The sequence below is a fragment of the Bradyrhizobium sp. 153 genome (assembly GCF_023073835.1).
Taxonomy (GTDB): Bacteria; Pseudomonadota; Alphaproteobacteria; order Rhizobiales; family Xanthobacteraceae; genus Bradyrhizobium.
In genome coordinates, this window is the sequence record NZ_JADPKH010000097.1 from 164,774 (window position 1) to 178,186 (window position 13,413).

Below are 13,413 nucleotides of genomic sequence, written 5' to 3' on the forward strand. Positions count from 1 at the left end.
TGCGCTTTTTGGCAAGGGTTCAGGCTCCAGTGGCTTGCGATAAAGCGGGCTCGCGCGCGTTGCGCGGCGTCACGAGCTCGCCGAGAAAGCTGTAGCGTTCGAGGCTGTCGATCCGGACCGACAGGATCTGTCCGATGATGTCGGCCGAGGCCATCACATGCGCGGGCTGGAGGTAAGCGGTGCGGCCGACGATCTGGCCTTCCTTGCGGGCTGGACGCTCGAACAGCACGTCCACCGTTGAGCCAATCGCAGCCTTGTTGAAGGCCGATTGCTGGCTGTCGATCAGTTCCTGGAGCCGCTCCAATCGCTGGTCCATCTCGGCGGGGGACACCGTCTCCTGCATATCCGCGGCCGGCGTTCCCGGCCGGGCGGAGTATTTGAACGAATAAGCCGCAGCGTAGCCGATTTGCGTGACGAGCGCGAGAGTGGCGAGAAAATCTTGCTCGCTCTCGCCGGGGAAGCCGACGATAAAATCTGATGAAAAAGCAATGTCTTGGCGTGCGGTGCGGAAACGATCGATGACCCGCCGGTAATCATCGGCGGTATGTTTGCGGTTCATGGCGGCCAGAATCCGGTCCGAGCCCGACTGCACCGGCAGGTGCACGAACGGCATCAGCGGGCCGAGATCGCGATGGGCCGCAATCAAACTGTCATCGACGTCGCGGGGATGGCTGGTCGAATAGCGCAGCCGCGCGATGCCCGGGATTTGCGCCAGATGCTCGAGCAACCGGCCGAGCGGCCAGGTTTTTCCGTCCGGCCCCTCGCCGTGATAGGCGTTGACGTTCTGCCCGATCAGCGTCAGCTCGCGCACGCCGTTGTCGGCGAGCCGCTTCACGTCCTCCACGATCTTTGCCACCGGACGGGAAACTTCGGCGCCGCGCGTATACGGCACGACGCAGAACGTGCAGAACTTGTCGCAGCCTTCCTGCACAGTGACGAAGGCGGAGATGCCGCGCGCGCGAATCGCGTCGGGCTTCGGCTGCGCCAGGAAGCCGAACTTGTCCTGAGCGGGAAATTCGGTCTCGATCGCGCGACCCTCGTCGCTCGCGCGCTTCAACAGCTCGGGCAGATGATGATAGCTCTGTGGTCCGACCACGACGTCGACGACGGGCGCGCGGCGCACGATTTCTTCGCCCTCGGCCTGTGCCACGCAGCCCGCGACCGCAATCTGCATCGCGCGGCCGCCCCGCGCCGCCTCGTCCTTGGCCACGCGCAGCCGGCCGAGTTCGGAATAGACTTTTTCCGAGGCCTTCTCGCGGATATGGCAGGTGTTGAGGATAACGAGGTCGGCGTCATCAACGCTGGCCGTCTCCACGAATCCTTCCGGAGCCAACGTGTCCACCATGCGCTGCGCATCGTAGACATTCATCTGGCAGCCATATGATTTGATGTGCAGCTTGCGCGGCGGCGTCATGGAACCCGGAATTGAGGTGGAGGACGGCCCTCAGATATAGGCTGGAGCGGCGAAAATCCAGCGAATGGCGCCCCCTTGGGCCGTCATTCCGGCGCGACGCAGTCGCAAAGTCCGGAATCCAGAGGTTTTGGCGCGATTCCGGGTTCACGCGCCTCGCGCCGACCCGGATGGCGGTCAGAGACCGAAAATCAGCCCGCCAGGGCCTTCGCCTCGGCCCGCCGGATCAGCTCCGGCAGCCGATGCATGTCGGCAAAGAGCAGGTCGGCGCCGGCTTGGCGCAGCGTTTCGGCGTAGCCGTCGCGGCAATGGCTGCCACCGTAAAAGCCGAACACCGCCATCCCGGCCGCCCGGGCGCCGGCAATCCCGGCCAGGCTGTCCTCGATCACGACACAGCGCCCCGGCGGCACGCCCATCTGCTTTGCCGCGAACAGGAACAGGTCCGGCGCCGGCTTGCCGTTCTTCACCTGCGAGGCCGAGAAGATGTTCGGCGCGAGGCGTTCGTAGAGGCCCGTGCTCCCCAGGCTCACGCGCATGCGCTGGTGCGAGCCGCTCGAGGCGACGCAGACGTGCTGGGTAACGATATCGAGCGCATCATGGATGCCGCGGATCGCTTCGAGGTCGGCCTCGAAGGAGCGGAATAGCTCGTCCTGCAGATCGCCGTGATAGGCCTCGGGCAGCTTGCGACCGAGCTCGGTCTCAATCTCGAGATTGGCCTGCCGCGTCGAGCGGCCGAGGAAGCGCTCGAACACCTGATCCGACGTGATCGGATAGCCGTGCCTGGTCAGCACATCCGCATGCGCACGACAGGAGATCACCTCGCTGTCCACGAGCACGCCGTCGCAGTCGAAGATGATGAGATCGATAGGCACTAAACTAAGACGTCGGCTTGTCGTCGTCGAGCGGGACGCAATAGAGCTCGAGCCGGTGATCGACCAGCTTGTAGCCGAGCTTGCGGGCGATCTCGGCCTGGAGCTTCTCGATCTCCTCCGAGGTGAACTCGATCACCTTGCCGTCGCGCAGGTTGATGAGGTGGTCGTGATGGCTGTCGCGCATCGTCTCATAGCGCGCGCGGCCCTCGCGGAAATCGTGGCGTTCGATGATGCCCGCATCCTCGAACAGCTTCACCGTTCGGTAGACCGTCGAGATCGAGATCTTGTCGTCGACGGCGACGCAGCGCCGGTACAGTTCCTCGACGTCAGGATGATCGACCGATTCCGCGAGCACGCGGGCGATGACGCGGCGCTGCTCGGTCATGCGCATGCCGGTGGCGGCGCACCGTGCCTCGATGCCGGACGCCTTGGATGCGGAAGAAGTTTTCAGTGCGGTCATGATTGTCTGCCTGACGGGGCGCTTTCTGCCATCAATGTTACGCCAAGTCACGTCGCATCAGAAGGGCGTTCAGCTGTTCCCCGGTCGGCTGCTTATAGTAGCGTTCGCGCCGTCCGACCACCGTGAATCCGGCCCGATCGTAGAGTCGGCGCGCCGGTTGGTTATTTTCCTCGACTTCGAGAAATATTGTGCGCACGCCGCGTCCCGCGAGATGGCCGAGATGGGTCATCAGCAGCGTGCGGGAGAGACCCCGGTCGCGATGAGCCTGATCGACCGCGATCGAGAGGATTTCCGCTTCGTCCGCGCCGATCCGCGACACCGCAAAGCCGATCGTCTTGCGGCCGAGACGCAAGCGATGCACCAGCGTGTTGCGCTCGCTGATCATGGTCTCAAACTCGCCTTCGCCCCAGCCGCGTGCGAAGCAGGCGCCGTGAAGCTGCGCCAGCCGTGCGGCATCGCGCGCGGACGCGGGCTCAACGGCGGCGGTGCCGCCGCGCCACCATTGCGATAACCATCTCATCATGAGGTTGCGGCTTTTGCTGCGAGCTGTGGCTGCGCGGCCGGCTTGGCATCGGGCGCGCGCAGATAGAACGGCCGCGCTGGGGTCGTGTCGGGATTGGCCGCGGCGCCGAGCCAGGCGACCCAGCCGATATCAGGCGCAGCCTGTGCGTCGACCGCGACGGGTTGCGGTGCATCCTTCGGCCAGCGCTCGGCGAGAATGTTTGCGGCATTGCCGACTAGATGCGGCGCGCCGAATTGCGAGGCCGCGATCGCCTCATCGATGCCGGCGACCCTCGGTCGCACCAGCTGGCTGCCGTCGCCGGCGACGATCTGGAAATAGACATGGTCGTGCCGCGCGTCGATCGCGGAGATCACGGGCGCCGATCTGTTCTGGCCGACGACGGCGGCCGCATAGGCCGACAAGGTGGTCAGGCCGATGGCCGGCCGCTTCGCCGCGAGCGCAAAGCCGCGCGCCGCCGAAATACCGACGCGCAGGCCGGTGAAGCTGCCGGGACCGACCGTGACCGCGATGCGGTCGAGCACGGTGAAGCTGAGCTCTGCCGATTTCATCACCCGCGCGATCAGCGGCATCAGCGCTTCGGCATGCCCGCGCTTCATCGGCACCGATTCCTGCGCGCGCAGCTCGGCCGTTTCGGTGTCGAGCACCGCGGCCGCGCAGGCGTCGAGCGCAGTATCGATGGCGAGGATCAGCATAACGCGATCATAGCATTGGCAATTGGATGATGCCTAAAGTTCTGGCCGTCATGGCCGGGCTTGACCTGGCCATCCACGACTTTGCGGCCCCAAAAAACGTGGATGCCCGGGACAAGCCCGGGCATGACGGCGCGAAATCGATGCGCAGACCGTGCAACTCACATCGGCCGGACTTCGATGACGTCGGGCACGAAATGCTTCAAGAGGTTCTGGATCCCGTGCTGGAGCGTTGCGGTGGACGACGGGCAGCCCGAGCAGGCGCCCTTCATGTTGAGATAGACGATACCGTCCTTGAAGCCGCGGAAGGTGATGTCGCCGCCGTCATTGGCGACCGCCGGCCGCACGCGGGTCTCGATCAGGTCCTTGATCATGTCGACCGTCTCGGCATCGGCCTCATCGAAGAACTCGTCCTCGTCGTCGAGCTCGGCATCGCTTTGCGCTGTGCCGTCGGCGAGCAGCGGCGCGCCGGACATATAGTGCTCCATGATGGCGCCGAGGATTGCGGGCTTGAGCTGCTGCCACTCACCGCTCGCCTTGGTCACGGTGATGAAGTCCGATCCGTAGAACACGCCGGTGACGCCGGGCACGTCGAACAGCTTTTCGGCGAGGGGCGAGCGGCTTGCGGCTTCGCGGCTCGAAAATTCCATTGGGCTGCCGTCGACGACGACGCGGCCGGGAATGAACTTCAGCGTGGCGGGATTGGGGGTGGCTTCGGTTTGAATGAACATGGTTCTCTCCAGACGTCGCCGGTTCAAGGCCGGCGCGTGCTCTCTTCCCTAGCAGATGGCGATGGGGAACGCACGATCAAGGGGAGAAGAGACATTAGTTAATGAAAATCAGAGACTTGGGCCATTTACCCTCCCCTGGAGGGGGAAGGTCGCTACGCATGAAGCGAAGCGCAATGCATAGCGGGGTGTCTCTCCAGGGATGCGGTGCCCGAGCGGAGAGATCACCCACCCCGTCACCCGTCTCGCTTCGCTCGATCGCGTGCCGACCCTCCCCCTCCAGGGGAGGGTAAGAGGCACCGCTACGACAGCGAGTCCACGCTTTGGTCACTCAGCGCACCCGAGATGATCGTCACAGGAACGGGAAACGTTCCAAGCGCATGCGTAAGCAGCGAGACCAATGGCCCCGGTCCCTCCGCACCAGGACTTGCGGCCAGCACCAGCATGGCGATGTCGGGGTCCTCGTCGATCACTGCGAGCAGCTGTTCCATCGCGGCGCCTTCCCGGATCACCCGTTCCGGCGTGATCGCCGCGATCCCGTTGGCTCTCCCGGCGGCGCGGTCGAGCGCGGCTTCCGCCGCTTCATGCGCCTCGGCGCGCATGATGTCGGCGACGCCCAGCCATTCTTGGCTCTGCTGGTCGGGCTCGATGATGCGAAGCATCACCACGCCGCCGCCGCCGCGGATCGCCCAGCGGCTGGCGTAATAAACCGCGCGATCCCATTCGGCGGTGTCATCGACGACGACGAGGCATTTGGGCTTGTGACCCGGCTCGAAGCAAAGTCGCTTGCTGGTCATGCATGTCCCGGCGTGTGCACGGCTGGCATGCTGCCACACTCCCGCAATGTTTGGGAGAGGGGAGTGGCCGGCGCTATGACGCCGGCCAGACGCGTTGATCAGCGCCGGCGGATGAAGCCGACGATGTCTTTCGAAAGCTTCATCGTTTCGTCGGCGATGGCGCGGGCCCGGTCCGAGCCTTCGTTCAGGATCGCGTCGATATGGCCGGGGTCGGCCACGAGGCGCTTCATCTCGCCCGCGATCGGCGCGAGCTTGGTCACGCACAGCTCGGCCAGCGCGTTCTTGAAGCTGGAGAACTGGCCGCCGCCGAAATCGCGCAGCACGTCGGCTTTGGAGCGGCCGGAGAGCGCGGCGAAGATGCCGACGAGATTGTCGGCTTCGGGGCGTGCCTCCAGGCCCTTCTCCTCGGTCGGCAGCGGCTCCGGATCGGTCTTCGCCTTGCGGATCTTCTGCGCGATGGTGTCGGCATCGTCGGTCAAATTGATGCGCGAATTGTCCGACGCATCGGACTTCGACATCTTCTTGGTGCCGTCGCGCAGGCTCATCACGCGCGTTGCCGGACCCGTGATCAGGGGTTCCGGCAGCGGGAAGAACAGGCCGTCATTGCCGCCCTGGCTGCGGATCGAGTCGCCGAAATCGTTGTTGAACTTCTGCGCGATGTCGCGCGACAGCTCGAGATGCTGCTTCTGGTCCTCGCCGACGGGCACGTGGGTGGCGCGGTAGAGCAGGATGTCGGCCGCCATCAGCACGGGATAATCGAACAGCCCGACCGAGGCGTTCTCGCGGTCCTTGCCGGCCTTCTCCTTGAACTGGGTCATGCGGCCGAGCCAGCCCATGCGCGCGACGCAATTGAAGATCCAGGCGAGCTCGGCGTGTCCCGAGACCTGGCTCTGGTTGAACACGATGTGCTTCCTGGGATCGATGCCGGCAGCGATGAACGCCGCGGTCACCTCGCGGGTGTTGCGCGTGAGCTCGGCCGGCCCGCCCCAGACGTCGACCCCTTGCGTGATCGCGTGCATGTCGACGACGCAATAGATGCAGTTGTGGGTCTCCTGCATCTTCACGAAATTGACGATCGCGCCGAGGTAATTGCCGAGATGCAGATTGCCCGTCGGCTGGACGCCCGAAAATACCCGTTCAACGAATGGCATGGTTAGTTTTCCTGGCAAGCCTTCCTGAAGCTATTCGGCCGTCGTTTCCAACAGCGGCGCAGCCCCGTCAAGGGCAATTCGGGCGGCTCGCGATTTAGGCCGGTCGTTTCAACGCGTTAACCGCCTCGCGCCAGGAGGCTGCGCCGAGAATTTGCAGGAGCAGGCCGTAGACGACGATCCCGGTCGCGATCTGCACACCCAGCGCGACGAATTTGATGAAGCCATGGGTCTCGGCAGGTACGAGACCCCTGGTCAGCCAGAGCAGGGCGCCCATCGCCGAGGCGGCCAGCACGATCCGCGGCAATCGCGTGCGGGCGCTCGCGTCAACCGAGAAGCCGAACTCGCTCGTGCCTTTCCGGAGCAGCGAGAGCGCGCTGCTCCAGGCACCGGCCGCGATACTCGCCGCGATCCCGCTCGCGCCGAAGACATGACCGAGCAGGAGCGCGAGTACGACGGTCACCACGAAACCGTTGGCGATTGCGCGCAGCGGCGTCATCGTGTCGCTGCGGCCATAGAAGGCCGGTGACAGCGCCTTGATCAGCACATGCGCCGGCAGGCCCAGCGCCAGCCACACCAGTGCTTGCGCGGTGGCCGCGCTGTCATCGGCGCTGAAGGCGCCGTGCTCGAACAATAGCCGTACGATCGGGTCGGCCAGCACGATCAGACCGAACGTGGCCGGCACGGCGAGGCCAGTCGCCAGCTCCAGCGCACGCGATTCCGCGTGCGCCACCGCGACGTGGTCGCCGCTACCGACCGCGCGGGTCAGCTCCGGCACCAGCACCGTACCCATGGCGACGCCGACGATGCCAAGCGGCAGCTCGACCAAGCGGTTGGCGAAATAGAGCCAGGATACGGCCGACGGTGTTGCGGAGGCGATGATCGCGCCCGCGACGATCAGCCATTGCGGGCCCGAGCTTGCGATCATGCCGGGAATAGCTTTGGCAAAAAAGGCCCGCATCTCCTTGTCAAAACTCACGCGCAGTGGCGTTGCAAGGCGCGCGCTTCGCTGCGATAGCAGCATCAGCAATTGCAGCAGACCGGCAATACCGACGGTGGCGGCGAGCATCCACCCAGCGAGGGCCGCATCGGCGTGCCACAGCAACAGCGCCGCGATCGCGGCGATCAGCGCGATGTTGAACAGCAGCGGCGAGAACGCCGTCAGCGCAAACCGCCCTTGCGCGTTGAGCAGCCCCATCAGCACGGTGACGGGGCCGGCGAAAGCGAGATAAGGCAGCATCAGCCGCGCGTTCTGCACGGCGAGATCGAGCGTCCCGCTACCGAGAAATCCCGGCGCGATCACCGTGATGATCAGCGGCATCAACACTGCAATGCCGATCGAGATCGCGACCAGGGCCGCGCAGACCGTGCCGAGCACCCGTCCCGCGAATGCCGCCGCAGCCGTCTCGTCATCGCGGTCGCGGACGCGCAACCAGGCCGGGACCAGCGCCGCATTCAGCGCCCCCTCGCTGAGCAGCCGGCGCACCACGTTGACGAGTTGAAACGCGGCCAGGAACGCGTCCGCCACGGCGCCGGTGCCGAGCAGCGCCGCAATCAGGGAATCGCGGGCAAAGCCCAGCAGCCGCGAGGCCAGCGTTCCCGTCGAGACGGTCAGGAAGGAGCGGATCATCGGGCGCAATAATACCGTTGCTTGCCCGCGAAGGGCTGGTCGTGATAGGCCGCGAACCGGATTTCAGGCCGACAGGAAGCGGATTTCCCCGGTAATCGCAATCGGGCAACAGGATCAAGGTGAATGGCTGACGTGAAATATGACGTTCTCGGCATCGGCAACGCGCTGTTCGACGTGCTGGTCAGGACCGACGAGGCCTTTTTGGCCAAGCATGGCATGACCAAGGGCAGCATGTCCCTGATCGACGAGGCACGGGCGGCCGCCATCTACAAGGACATGGGCCCGGCGACGGAAGTCTCGGGCGGCTCGGCCGCCAACACCATCGTCGGCATCGGCAGCTTAGGGGCACGCGCCGCTTATGTCGGCAAGGTCAAGGACGACCAGATCGGCAAGCTCTATATCCACGACATCCGCGCCGCCGGGGTCGCTTTCAACACGCCAGCCGCAACGGACGGCCCCGCCACCGGCTGCTCCTACATCCTGGTCACCGGCGACGGCGAGCGCACCATGAACACCTATCTCGGCGCGGCGCAGGATCTGTCGCCCGCCGATATCGATCCAGCCGAGGTCGCTGGCGCCAGCATCGTCTACCTCGAAGGCTATCTCTGGGACCCCAAGAACGCCAAGGACGCCTTCGTCAAGGCGGCCAAGATCGCCCATGACGCCAAGCGCAAGGTGGCGCTGACGCTGTCGGATTCCTTCTGCGTCGATCGCTATCGCGACGAGTTCCTGTCTTTGATGCGTAACGGCACCGTCGACATCGTGTTCGCCAACGAGGCCGAGCTGCATTCGCTCTACACGACGTCCGACTTCGATGCCGCGCTGAAGCAGCTGCGCAACGACGTCAATCTCGGCGTCGTCACCCGCAGCGAGAAGGGCTGCATGGTGGTGTCAGCGGAAGATTCCGTTGCCGCGCCGGCATTCCCGGTCGACAAGGTGGTCGACACCACCGGCGCCGGCGACCTCTTCGCCGCGGGTTTCCTCTATGGCGTGGCGCGCAACCTGCCCTACAAGCAGTGCGGCCAGCTCGGCGCGCTCGCCGCCGCCGAAGTGATCCAGCATATCGGCGCCCGCCCGCAGGTATCGCTGAAGGAGCTCGCGGAGCAGCGCGGGGTGACGGGGTAGCTCCTACCTCCCCTGGAGAGGGAGGGTCGATCGCGCGCAGCGCGAGCGGGGTGGGGTGAAGGTCTTTCAGCGCGTTCGGTGGTGCGTTCTGGCTCGCGTGCATTCGCGGCCTTTACATGGCCTTCTACATGAGATCTTCGCCGCGGTTTCACCCCACCTCGGTTCGCATGCAGCCTTGCTACATGCGAACCGATCCTCCCCCTCCAGGGCAGGATGGGAGTTCACGTCTCTGCCGCCGTCTCACTTCGACACAGCCGATCCGCCGCGAATGGCGAGAGCATCAGCTCCTCACGCCGCCTTCTGCCCGCTCCCAGCAGCATCGAGCCCGGCGTAAACCCCTCGCTCGAAGCCCGCGAACGCCTCCAAACATTTCGCGTCGGCGAACGGCAACAGCTGCATCAGGATGACGCCGGTGACGTCGCGCGAAGGGTCGATCCAGTAATAGGTGTTGGCGAGGCCCGCCCAAGCCAGGCTGCCTGCGCTACGCCCTTCCGCGGTCTTGGCGGTGTTGATCATGAAGCTGAGACCCCACTTCTTGATCTGCTCCGGGTAGAGATCGACGTCATTGGTGTACATCGGCGCCGCCGTGGTCATCTTGCCCATGGCAAGATCGCCGATGTGGTTCTGCCCCATCGTCGCGACCGTCTCCGCCTTCAGCACCTGGTTGCCGTTGCCGCGGCCCTTGTTGAGAATCATCTGGGTGAATTTGATATAGTCGCCGGCGGTCGAATAGAGGCCGCCGCCACCCATGTGGAATTCCGGCTCCTGCTCGAGTTCGAACGGGATCGATGCGAACTGGCCGTCCTCGCCGCGCGCATGCATGCCGACCAGGCGCTTGCGCATGCTGTCGGTGATCTTGAAGGCGGTGTCGCTCATGCCGAGCGGCGCGAACATATTATCGCGCAAATAGGCATCGAGCCGCTTGCCGCTGACGGCCTCCACCGCCTTGCCGACGAAATCGATATTGGTGCCGTATTCCCAGCGCGTGCCGGGATCGGTCATGATAGGCGTCTTCAGCGCCGCGTTCTGGCAGGTGGTAATGGCGGGAATGCCGGTCTTGTCCAGATAGACCGCGAGATCGCCGTTCCACATGTTGTAGCAGAAGCCGGCGGTGTGGGTCATGAGCTGGCGCAGCGTGATCTGCCCCTTAGCTGGCCGCAACTTCGGCTCGCCCTTGGCGTCGAAACCTTCGAGCACTTGCGGCTCGGCAAGGTCGGGCAGCACTTCGCCGATCGGCGCATCCAGCGACAGCTTGCCCTGTTCGACGAGCTGCATCGCGCCGGCAGTGGTCACCGCCTTCGTCATCGATGCGATCCAGAACACGCTGTCCGCAGTCATCGCGTCGGGCTTCGATAGGTCGCGCTTGCCGAACGCACCCTGATACAGCACGTCGTTGCCGCTGGCGGCGATGGCGACGACGCCGGGAATTTCCTTGGCGTCGCTCTTCTGACGCAGAACTTCGTCGATCTGGGCTTGGCTTTGCATGCGGGTTTCCTCCGGTTTGATTATTGTTGGAAGTGATCGATTGTCCTCCCGGAGGTCGCGTGCAGCAAGCATCTCAACTGCCGCGGCGGTCGCGATGTCGTGACTTGACGGCCCCCGACCAGCGCAGCACGACAGCGGCTGAACGGTGACACAATCTGCGGTGGACGACCGCACTTCGCGCTCACCTTGAATGGCTTCAGGCAATATGTTCGTGAGTTTTCGAGCGCTTGAAACATTTCGTGAGCTGTCGCGTTCAGCACCCGGCCCGATCGATGGACCGATTAAGACTTGATGCAAATGTTGCCGACCGGCGAGGGGGACCTCAGATGATTTCGACCTGGAGTGAATGGAAGCGCTATCCCCGTCCCGGACGGGGCGAGAATCTGGAGGCGCCTATTTCGCCAGGGATCTACGAAGTCCGCATCGCCGGTACCGGCGCGCTGTATTCCTTCGGCGCGGTCGACAACCTGGCGCAGGCGCTCGCATTGCTGCCGGTCGGTTCAAAATCCTGGTTCGGTCGCCGCGACACCTCTCATGTCCCCGATCTCGAATACCGCACCTGTGCGACATCCTCGAAGGCCGACGCCAAGGCCGCAGCCGAGCGCATGATCGGCCGCCGCGAGACTTACCTGAGCGGCGCGGCCTAGCTATGTCGGCGATCGCGATGCCTTACCTCTCCCGGCTGGAGAGAGATAAGGGACCTGCGGCTCTCAGTTTAACTCCCAGCAGATGTGCGTTGCCGGGCGGTGCATTGCGCGCCGTCTGTCCCTATATTCCGGGCCGATCCGATCGCCCCCTGAGGAGTAACGCCATGACCCCGACCGCCGCCGCCCGCGCCCCGCAAGCCTCGTCCAATCTGCGCGACCGGTTGAAGGACCCGTCGCTGCTGAAGGAAGCCTGCTACATCGATGGCGTCTGGGTCGGCTCGCCGGTTTTCGCCGTCAACAATCCCGCCACCGGCATCGAGCTTGCAAAAGTCCCGCAACTTGGCGCGGACGATACCACCAAGGCGGTAGAAGCCGCCGAGCGCGCGTTTCCGGCCTGGGCCAAGCTCACCGCCAAGCAGCGCTCTAACATCTTGCGCAAATGGTTCGAGCTGATCGTCGCCAACCGCGAGGACCTGGCGCTGATCCTCACCTCCGAGCAGGGCAAGCCGCTCGCCGAGGCGCTCGGCGAGGTCGATATCGGCGGCGCCTATGTCGAGTTCTTCGCGGAGGAAGCGAGGCGCGTCTATGGCGAGACCATTCCGACGCAGCGGAGCGATGCGCGGCTGCTCGCGATCAAGCAGCCGATCGGCGTCTGCGGCGCGATCACGCCGTGGAATTTCCCGAACTCGATGATCACGCGAAAGGTCTCGCCGGCGCTCGCGGCCGGCTGCACCGTGGTGCTGAAGCCCGCGAACGAAACGCCACTCTCGGCGCTGGCGCTCGCGGCGCTTGCCGAGAAGGCTGGTGTGCCCAAAGGCGTGTTCAACATCATCACGGGCGACGCGCCGCCGATCGGCAAGGTGCTGTGCGAGCATCCGGCGGTGCGTTTCGTCGGCTTCACCGGCTCGACCGCCGTCGGCAAGATCCTCTACCAGCAGGCCTCCGTCGGCGTGAAGCGGCTCGGCCTCGAGCTTGGCGGCAACGCGCCGTTCGTGGTGTTCGACGATGCCGACATCGACGCGGCAGTCGAAGGCGCCATCGTCTCGAAATACCGCAACATGGGCCAGACCTGCGTCTGCGCCAACCGACTCTACGCCCAGGACGGGATCTACGACGAGTTCGTGCAGAAACTGTCGAAGAAGGTCGCGGCGATGAAGATCGGCGACGGCACCGAGAGCGGTGTCATGCAGGGTCCGCTGATCAACATGAAGGCGGTCGACAAGGTCGAGCGCCATATCGCCGACGCCGTCAAGCGCGGAGCAAAGGTCGTCACCGGCGGCAAGCGCAGCGAGCTTGGACGCTCGTTCTTCGAGCCGACGGTGCTTGCCGACGTCAAGCCGGACTCGCTGGTGTCGCAGGAGGAAACCTTCGGTCCGCTCGCGCCCGTCATCCGCTTCAAGGACGAAGCGGATGTCATCGCGATGTGCAACGCCTCGCCGTTCGGCCTCGCCTCTTACTTCTACTCCCGCGATCTCGGTCGCGTCTGGCGCGTCGCCGAAGCGCTGGAATCAGGCATGGTCGGCGTCAACACCGGCCTCATCACCACGGAAGTGGCCCCCTTCGGCGGCGTCAAGGAGAGCGGCCTCGGGCGCGAAGGCTCACATCACGGCATGGACGAATATGTCGAGATCAAATACGTGATGATGGCGGGGGTGTAGGCCCGCCGTTGTCGTCGCGAATGTGAGCCAGGCAGGAATGCTGGAGCGGCCGACCGGCCTCTCCGCGTCATTGCGAGCGGAGCGAAGCAATCCAGAATCCCTCCGCGGAAAGACTCTGGATTGCTTCGCTGCGCTCGCAATTGTCGATGTTCAATAATTCGCTGATTGGATCGCGGTGGTCTTGGTAGCGGCGAAGGCCTTGGGAGTTTGTCCTGCCAAGGCCTGATGGGGTCTGTGGTT

Annotated in this window: 13 protein-coding genes; 3 read left to right on the forward strand and 10 right to left on the reverse strand. The window is 64.6% G+C overall.

The annotated features are described in order from the left end of the window. Nucleotides 1-19: 19 nt before the first annotated feature. From miaB to murJ, 9 genes are all read right to left on the reverse strand, one after another. Complete coding sequence (gene miaB, locus IVA91_RS25325; RefSeq protein ID WP_247276472.1) at nt 20-1,414, reverse strand: tRNA (N6-isopentenyl adenosine(37)-C2)-methylthiotransferase MiaB; 1,395 nt, start codon at nt 1,412-1,414, stop codon at nt 20-22. Nucleotides 1,415-1,602: 188 nt separating this feature from the next. Then, on the reverse strand, nt 1,603-2,283 hold the full coding sequence (locus IVA91_RS25330) for an HAD family hydrolase (protein ID WP_247276471.1): 681 nt from the start codon (nt 2,281-2,283) through the stop codon (nt 1,603-1,605). Nucleotides 2,284-2,287: 4 nt separating this feature from the next. Further along, complete coding sequence (locus IVA91_RS25335; RefSeq protein ID WP_247276470.1) at nt 2,288-2,743, reverse strand: Fur family transcriptional regulator; 456 nt, start codon at nt 2,741-2,743, stop codon at nt 2,288-2,290. A 37-nt stretch (nt 2,744-2,780) separates the two neighbouring features. Next, the gene (gene rimI, locus IVA91_RS25340) at nt 2,781-3,266 is read right to left on the reverse strand and encodes a ribosomal protein S18-alanine N-acetyltransferase (RefSeq protein ID WP_247276469.1); all 486 of its coding nucleotides are present in this window, start codon (nt 3,264-3,266) and stop codon (nt 2,781-2,783) included. Then, nucleotides 3,263-3,958, reverse strand: a complete 696-nt coding sequence (tsaB, locus tag IVA91_RS25345) for a tRNA (adenosine(37)-N6)-threonylcarbamoyltransferase complex dimerization subunit type 1 TsaB (RefSeq protein ID WP_247276468.1) — start codon at nt 3,956-3,958, stop codon at nt 3,263-3,265. Before tsaB ends, rimI begins: the two co-directional genes overlap by 4 nt. Before the next feature lie 158 nt (nt 3,959-4,116). Beyond that, a complete protein-coding gene (locus IVA91_RS25350) occupies nt 4,117-4,686 on the reverse strand; it encodes a NifU family protein (RefSeq protein WP_247276467.1) in 570 nt (189 codons plus the stop codon). 299 nt (nt 4,687-4,985) lie between these two features. Next, nucleotides 4,986-5,480 (reverse strand): universal stress protein, encoded by a 495-nt coding sequence (locus IVA91_RS25355; protein ID WP_247276466.1) that lies wholly within the window; start codon nt 5,478-5,480, stop codon nt 4,986-4,988. Between the two features lie 98 nt (nt 5,481-5,578). After that, nucleotides 5,579-6,631, reverse strand: a complete 1,053-nt coding sequence (gene trpS, locus IVA91_RS25360; RefSeq protein ID WP_247276465.1) for a tryptophan--tRNA ligase — start codon at nt 6,629-6,631, stop codon at nt 5,579-5,581. Nucleotides 6,632-6,725: 94 nt separating this feature from the next. Further along, a complete protein-coding gene (gene murJ, locus IVA91_RS25365; protein WP_247276615.1) occupies nt 6,726-8,258 on the reverse strand; it encodes a murein biosynthesis integral membrane protein MurJ in 1,533 nt (510 codons plus the stop codon). 123 nt (nt 8,259-8,381) lie between these two features. On the opposite strand from murJ, the gene IVA91_RS25370 reads away from it, so the two are divergent. Further along, on the forward strand, nt 8,382-9,383 hold the full coding sequence (locus IVA91_RS25370) for an adenosine kinase (protein WP_247276464.1): 1,002 nt from the start codon (nt 8,382-8,384) through the stop codon (nt 9,381-9,383). Nucleotides 9,384-9,671: 288 nt separating this feature from the next. Here the strand turns inward: IVA91_RS25370 and IVA91_RS25375 are convergent, their stop codons facing one another. Further along, nucleotides 9,672-10,868, reverse strand: a complete 1,197-nt coding sequence (locus tag IVA91_RS25375) for a serine hydrolase domain-containing protein (RefSeq protein ID WP_247276463.1) — start codon at nt 10,866-10,868, stop codon at nt 9,672-9,674. A 326-nt stretch (nt 10,869-11,194) separates the two neighbouring features. On the opposite strand from IVA91_RS25375, the gene IVA91_RS25380 reads away from it, so the two are divergent. Beyond that, on the forward strand, nt 11,195-11,515 hold the full coding sequence (locus tag IVA91_RS25380; protein WP_247276462.1) for a hypothetical protein: 321 nt from the start codon (nt 11,195-11,197) through the stop codon (nt 11,513-11,515). 164 nt (nt 11,516-11,679) lie between these two features. Further along, a complete protein-coding gene (locus tag IVA91_RS25385) occupies nt 11,680-13,173 on the forward strand; it encodes an NAD-dependent succinate-semialdehyde dehydrogenase (protein ID WP_247276461.1) in 1,494 nt (497 codons plus the stop codon). Nucleotides 13,174-13,413 lie beyond the last annotated feature (240 nt).

What these genes read in the sequence shown, in the direction of transcription:
- miaB (WP_247276472.1), bottom strand. Translation starts at nt 1,414, where the DNA reads ATGACGCCGCCGCGCAAGCTGCACATCAAATCATATGGCTGCCAGATG.
- IVA91_RS25335 (WP_247276470.1), bottom strand. Translation starts at nt 2,743, where the DNA reads ATGACCGCACTGAAAACTTCTTCCGCATCCAAGGCGTCCGGCATCGAG.
- rimI (WP_247276469.1), bottom strand. Translation starts at nt 3,266, where the DNA reads ATGATGAGATGGTTATCGCAATGGTGGCGCGGCGGCACCGCCGCCGTT.
- tsaB (WP_247276468.1), bottom strand. Translation starts at nt 3,958, where the DNA reads ATGCTGATCCTCGCCATCGATACTGCGCTCGACGCCTGCGCGGCCGCG.
- IVA91_RS25350 (WP_247276467.1), bottom strand. Translation starts at nt 4,686, where the DNA reads ATGTTCATTCAAACCGAAGCCACCCCCAATCCCGCCACGCTGAAGTTC.
- IVA91_RS25355 (WP_247276466.1), bottom strand. Translation starts at nt 5,480, where the DNA reads ATGACCAGCAAGCGACTTTGCTTCGAGCCGGGTCACAAGCCCAAATGC.
- trpS (WP_247276465.1), bottom strand. Translation starts at nt 6,631, where the DNA reads ATGCCATTCGTTGAACGGGTATTTTCGGGCGTCCAGCCGACGGGCAAT.
- murJ (WP_247276615.1), bottom strand. Translation starts at nt 8,258, where the DNA reads ATGATCCGCTCCTTCCTGACCGTCTCGACGGGAACGCTGGCCTCGCGG.
- IVA91_RS25370 (WP_247276464.1), top strand. Translation starts at nt 8,382, where the DNA reads ATGGCTGACGTGAAATATGACGTTCTCGGCATCGGCAACGCGCTGTTC.
- IVA91_RS25375 (WP_247276463.1), bottom strand. Translation starts at nt 10,868, where the DNA reads ATGCAAAGCCAAGCCCAGATCGACGAAGTTCTGCGTCAGAAGAGCGAC.
- IVA91_RS25380 (WP_247276462.1), top strand. Translation starts at nt 11,195, where the DNA reads ATGATTTCGACCTGGAGTGAATGGAAGCGCTATCCCCGTCCCGGACGG.
- IVA91_RS25385 (WP_247276461.1), top strand. Translation starts at nt 11,680, where the DNA reads ATGACCCCGACCGCCGCCGCCCGCGCCCCGCAAGCCTCGTCCAATCTG.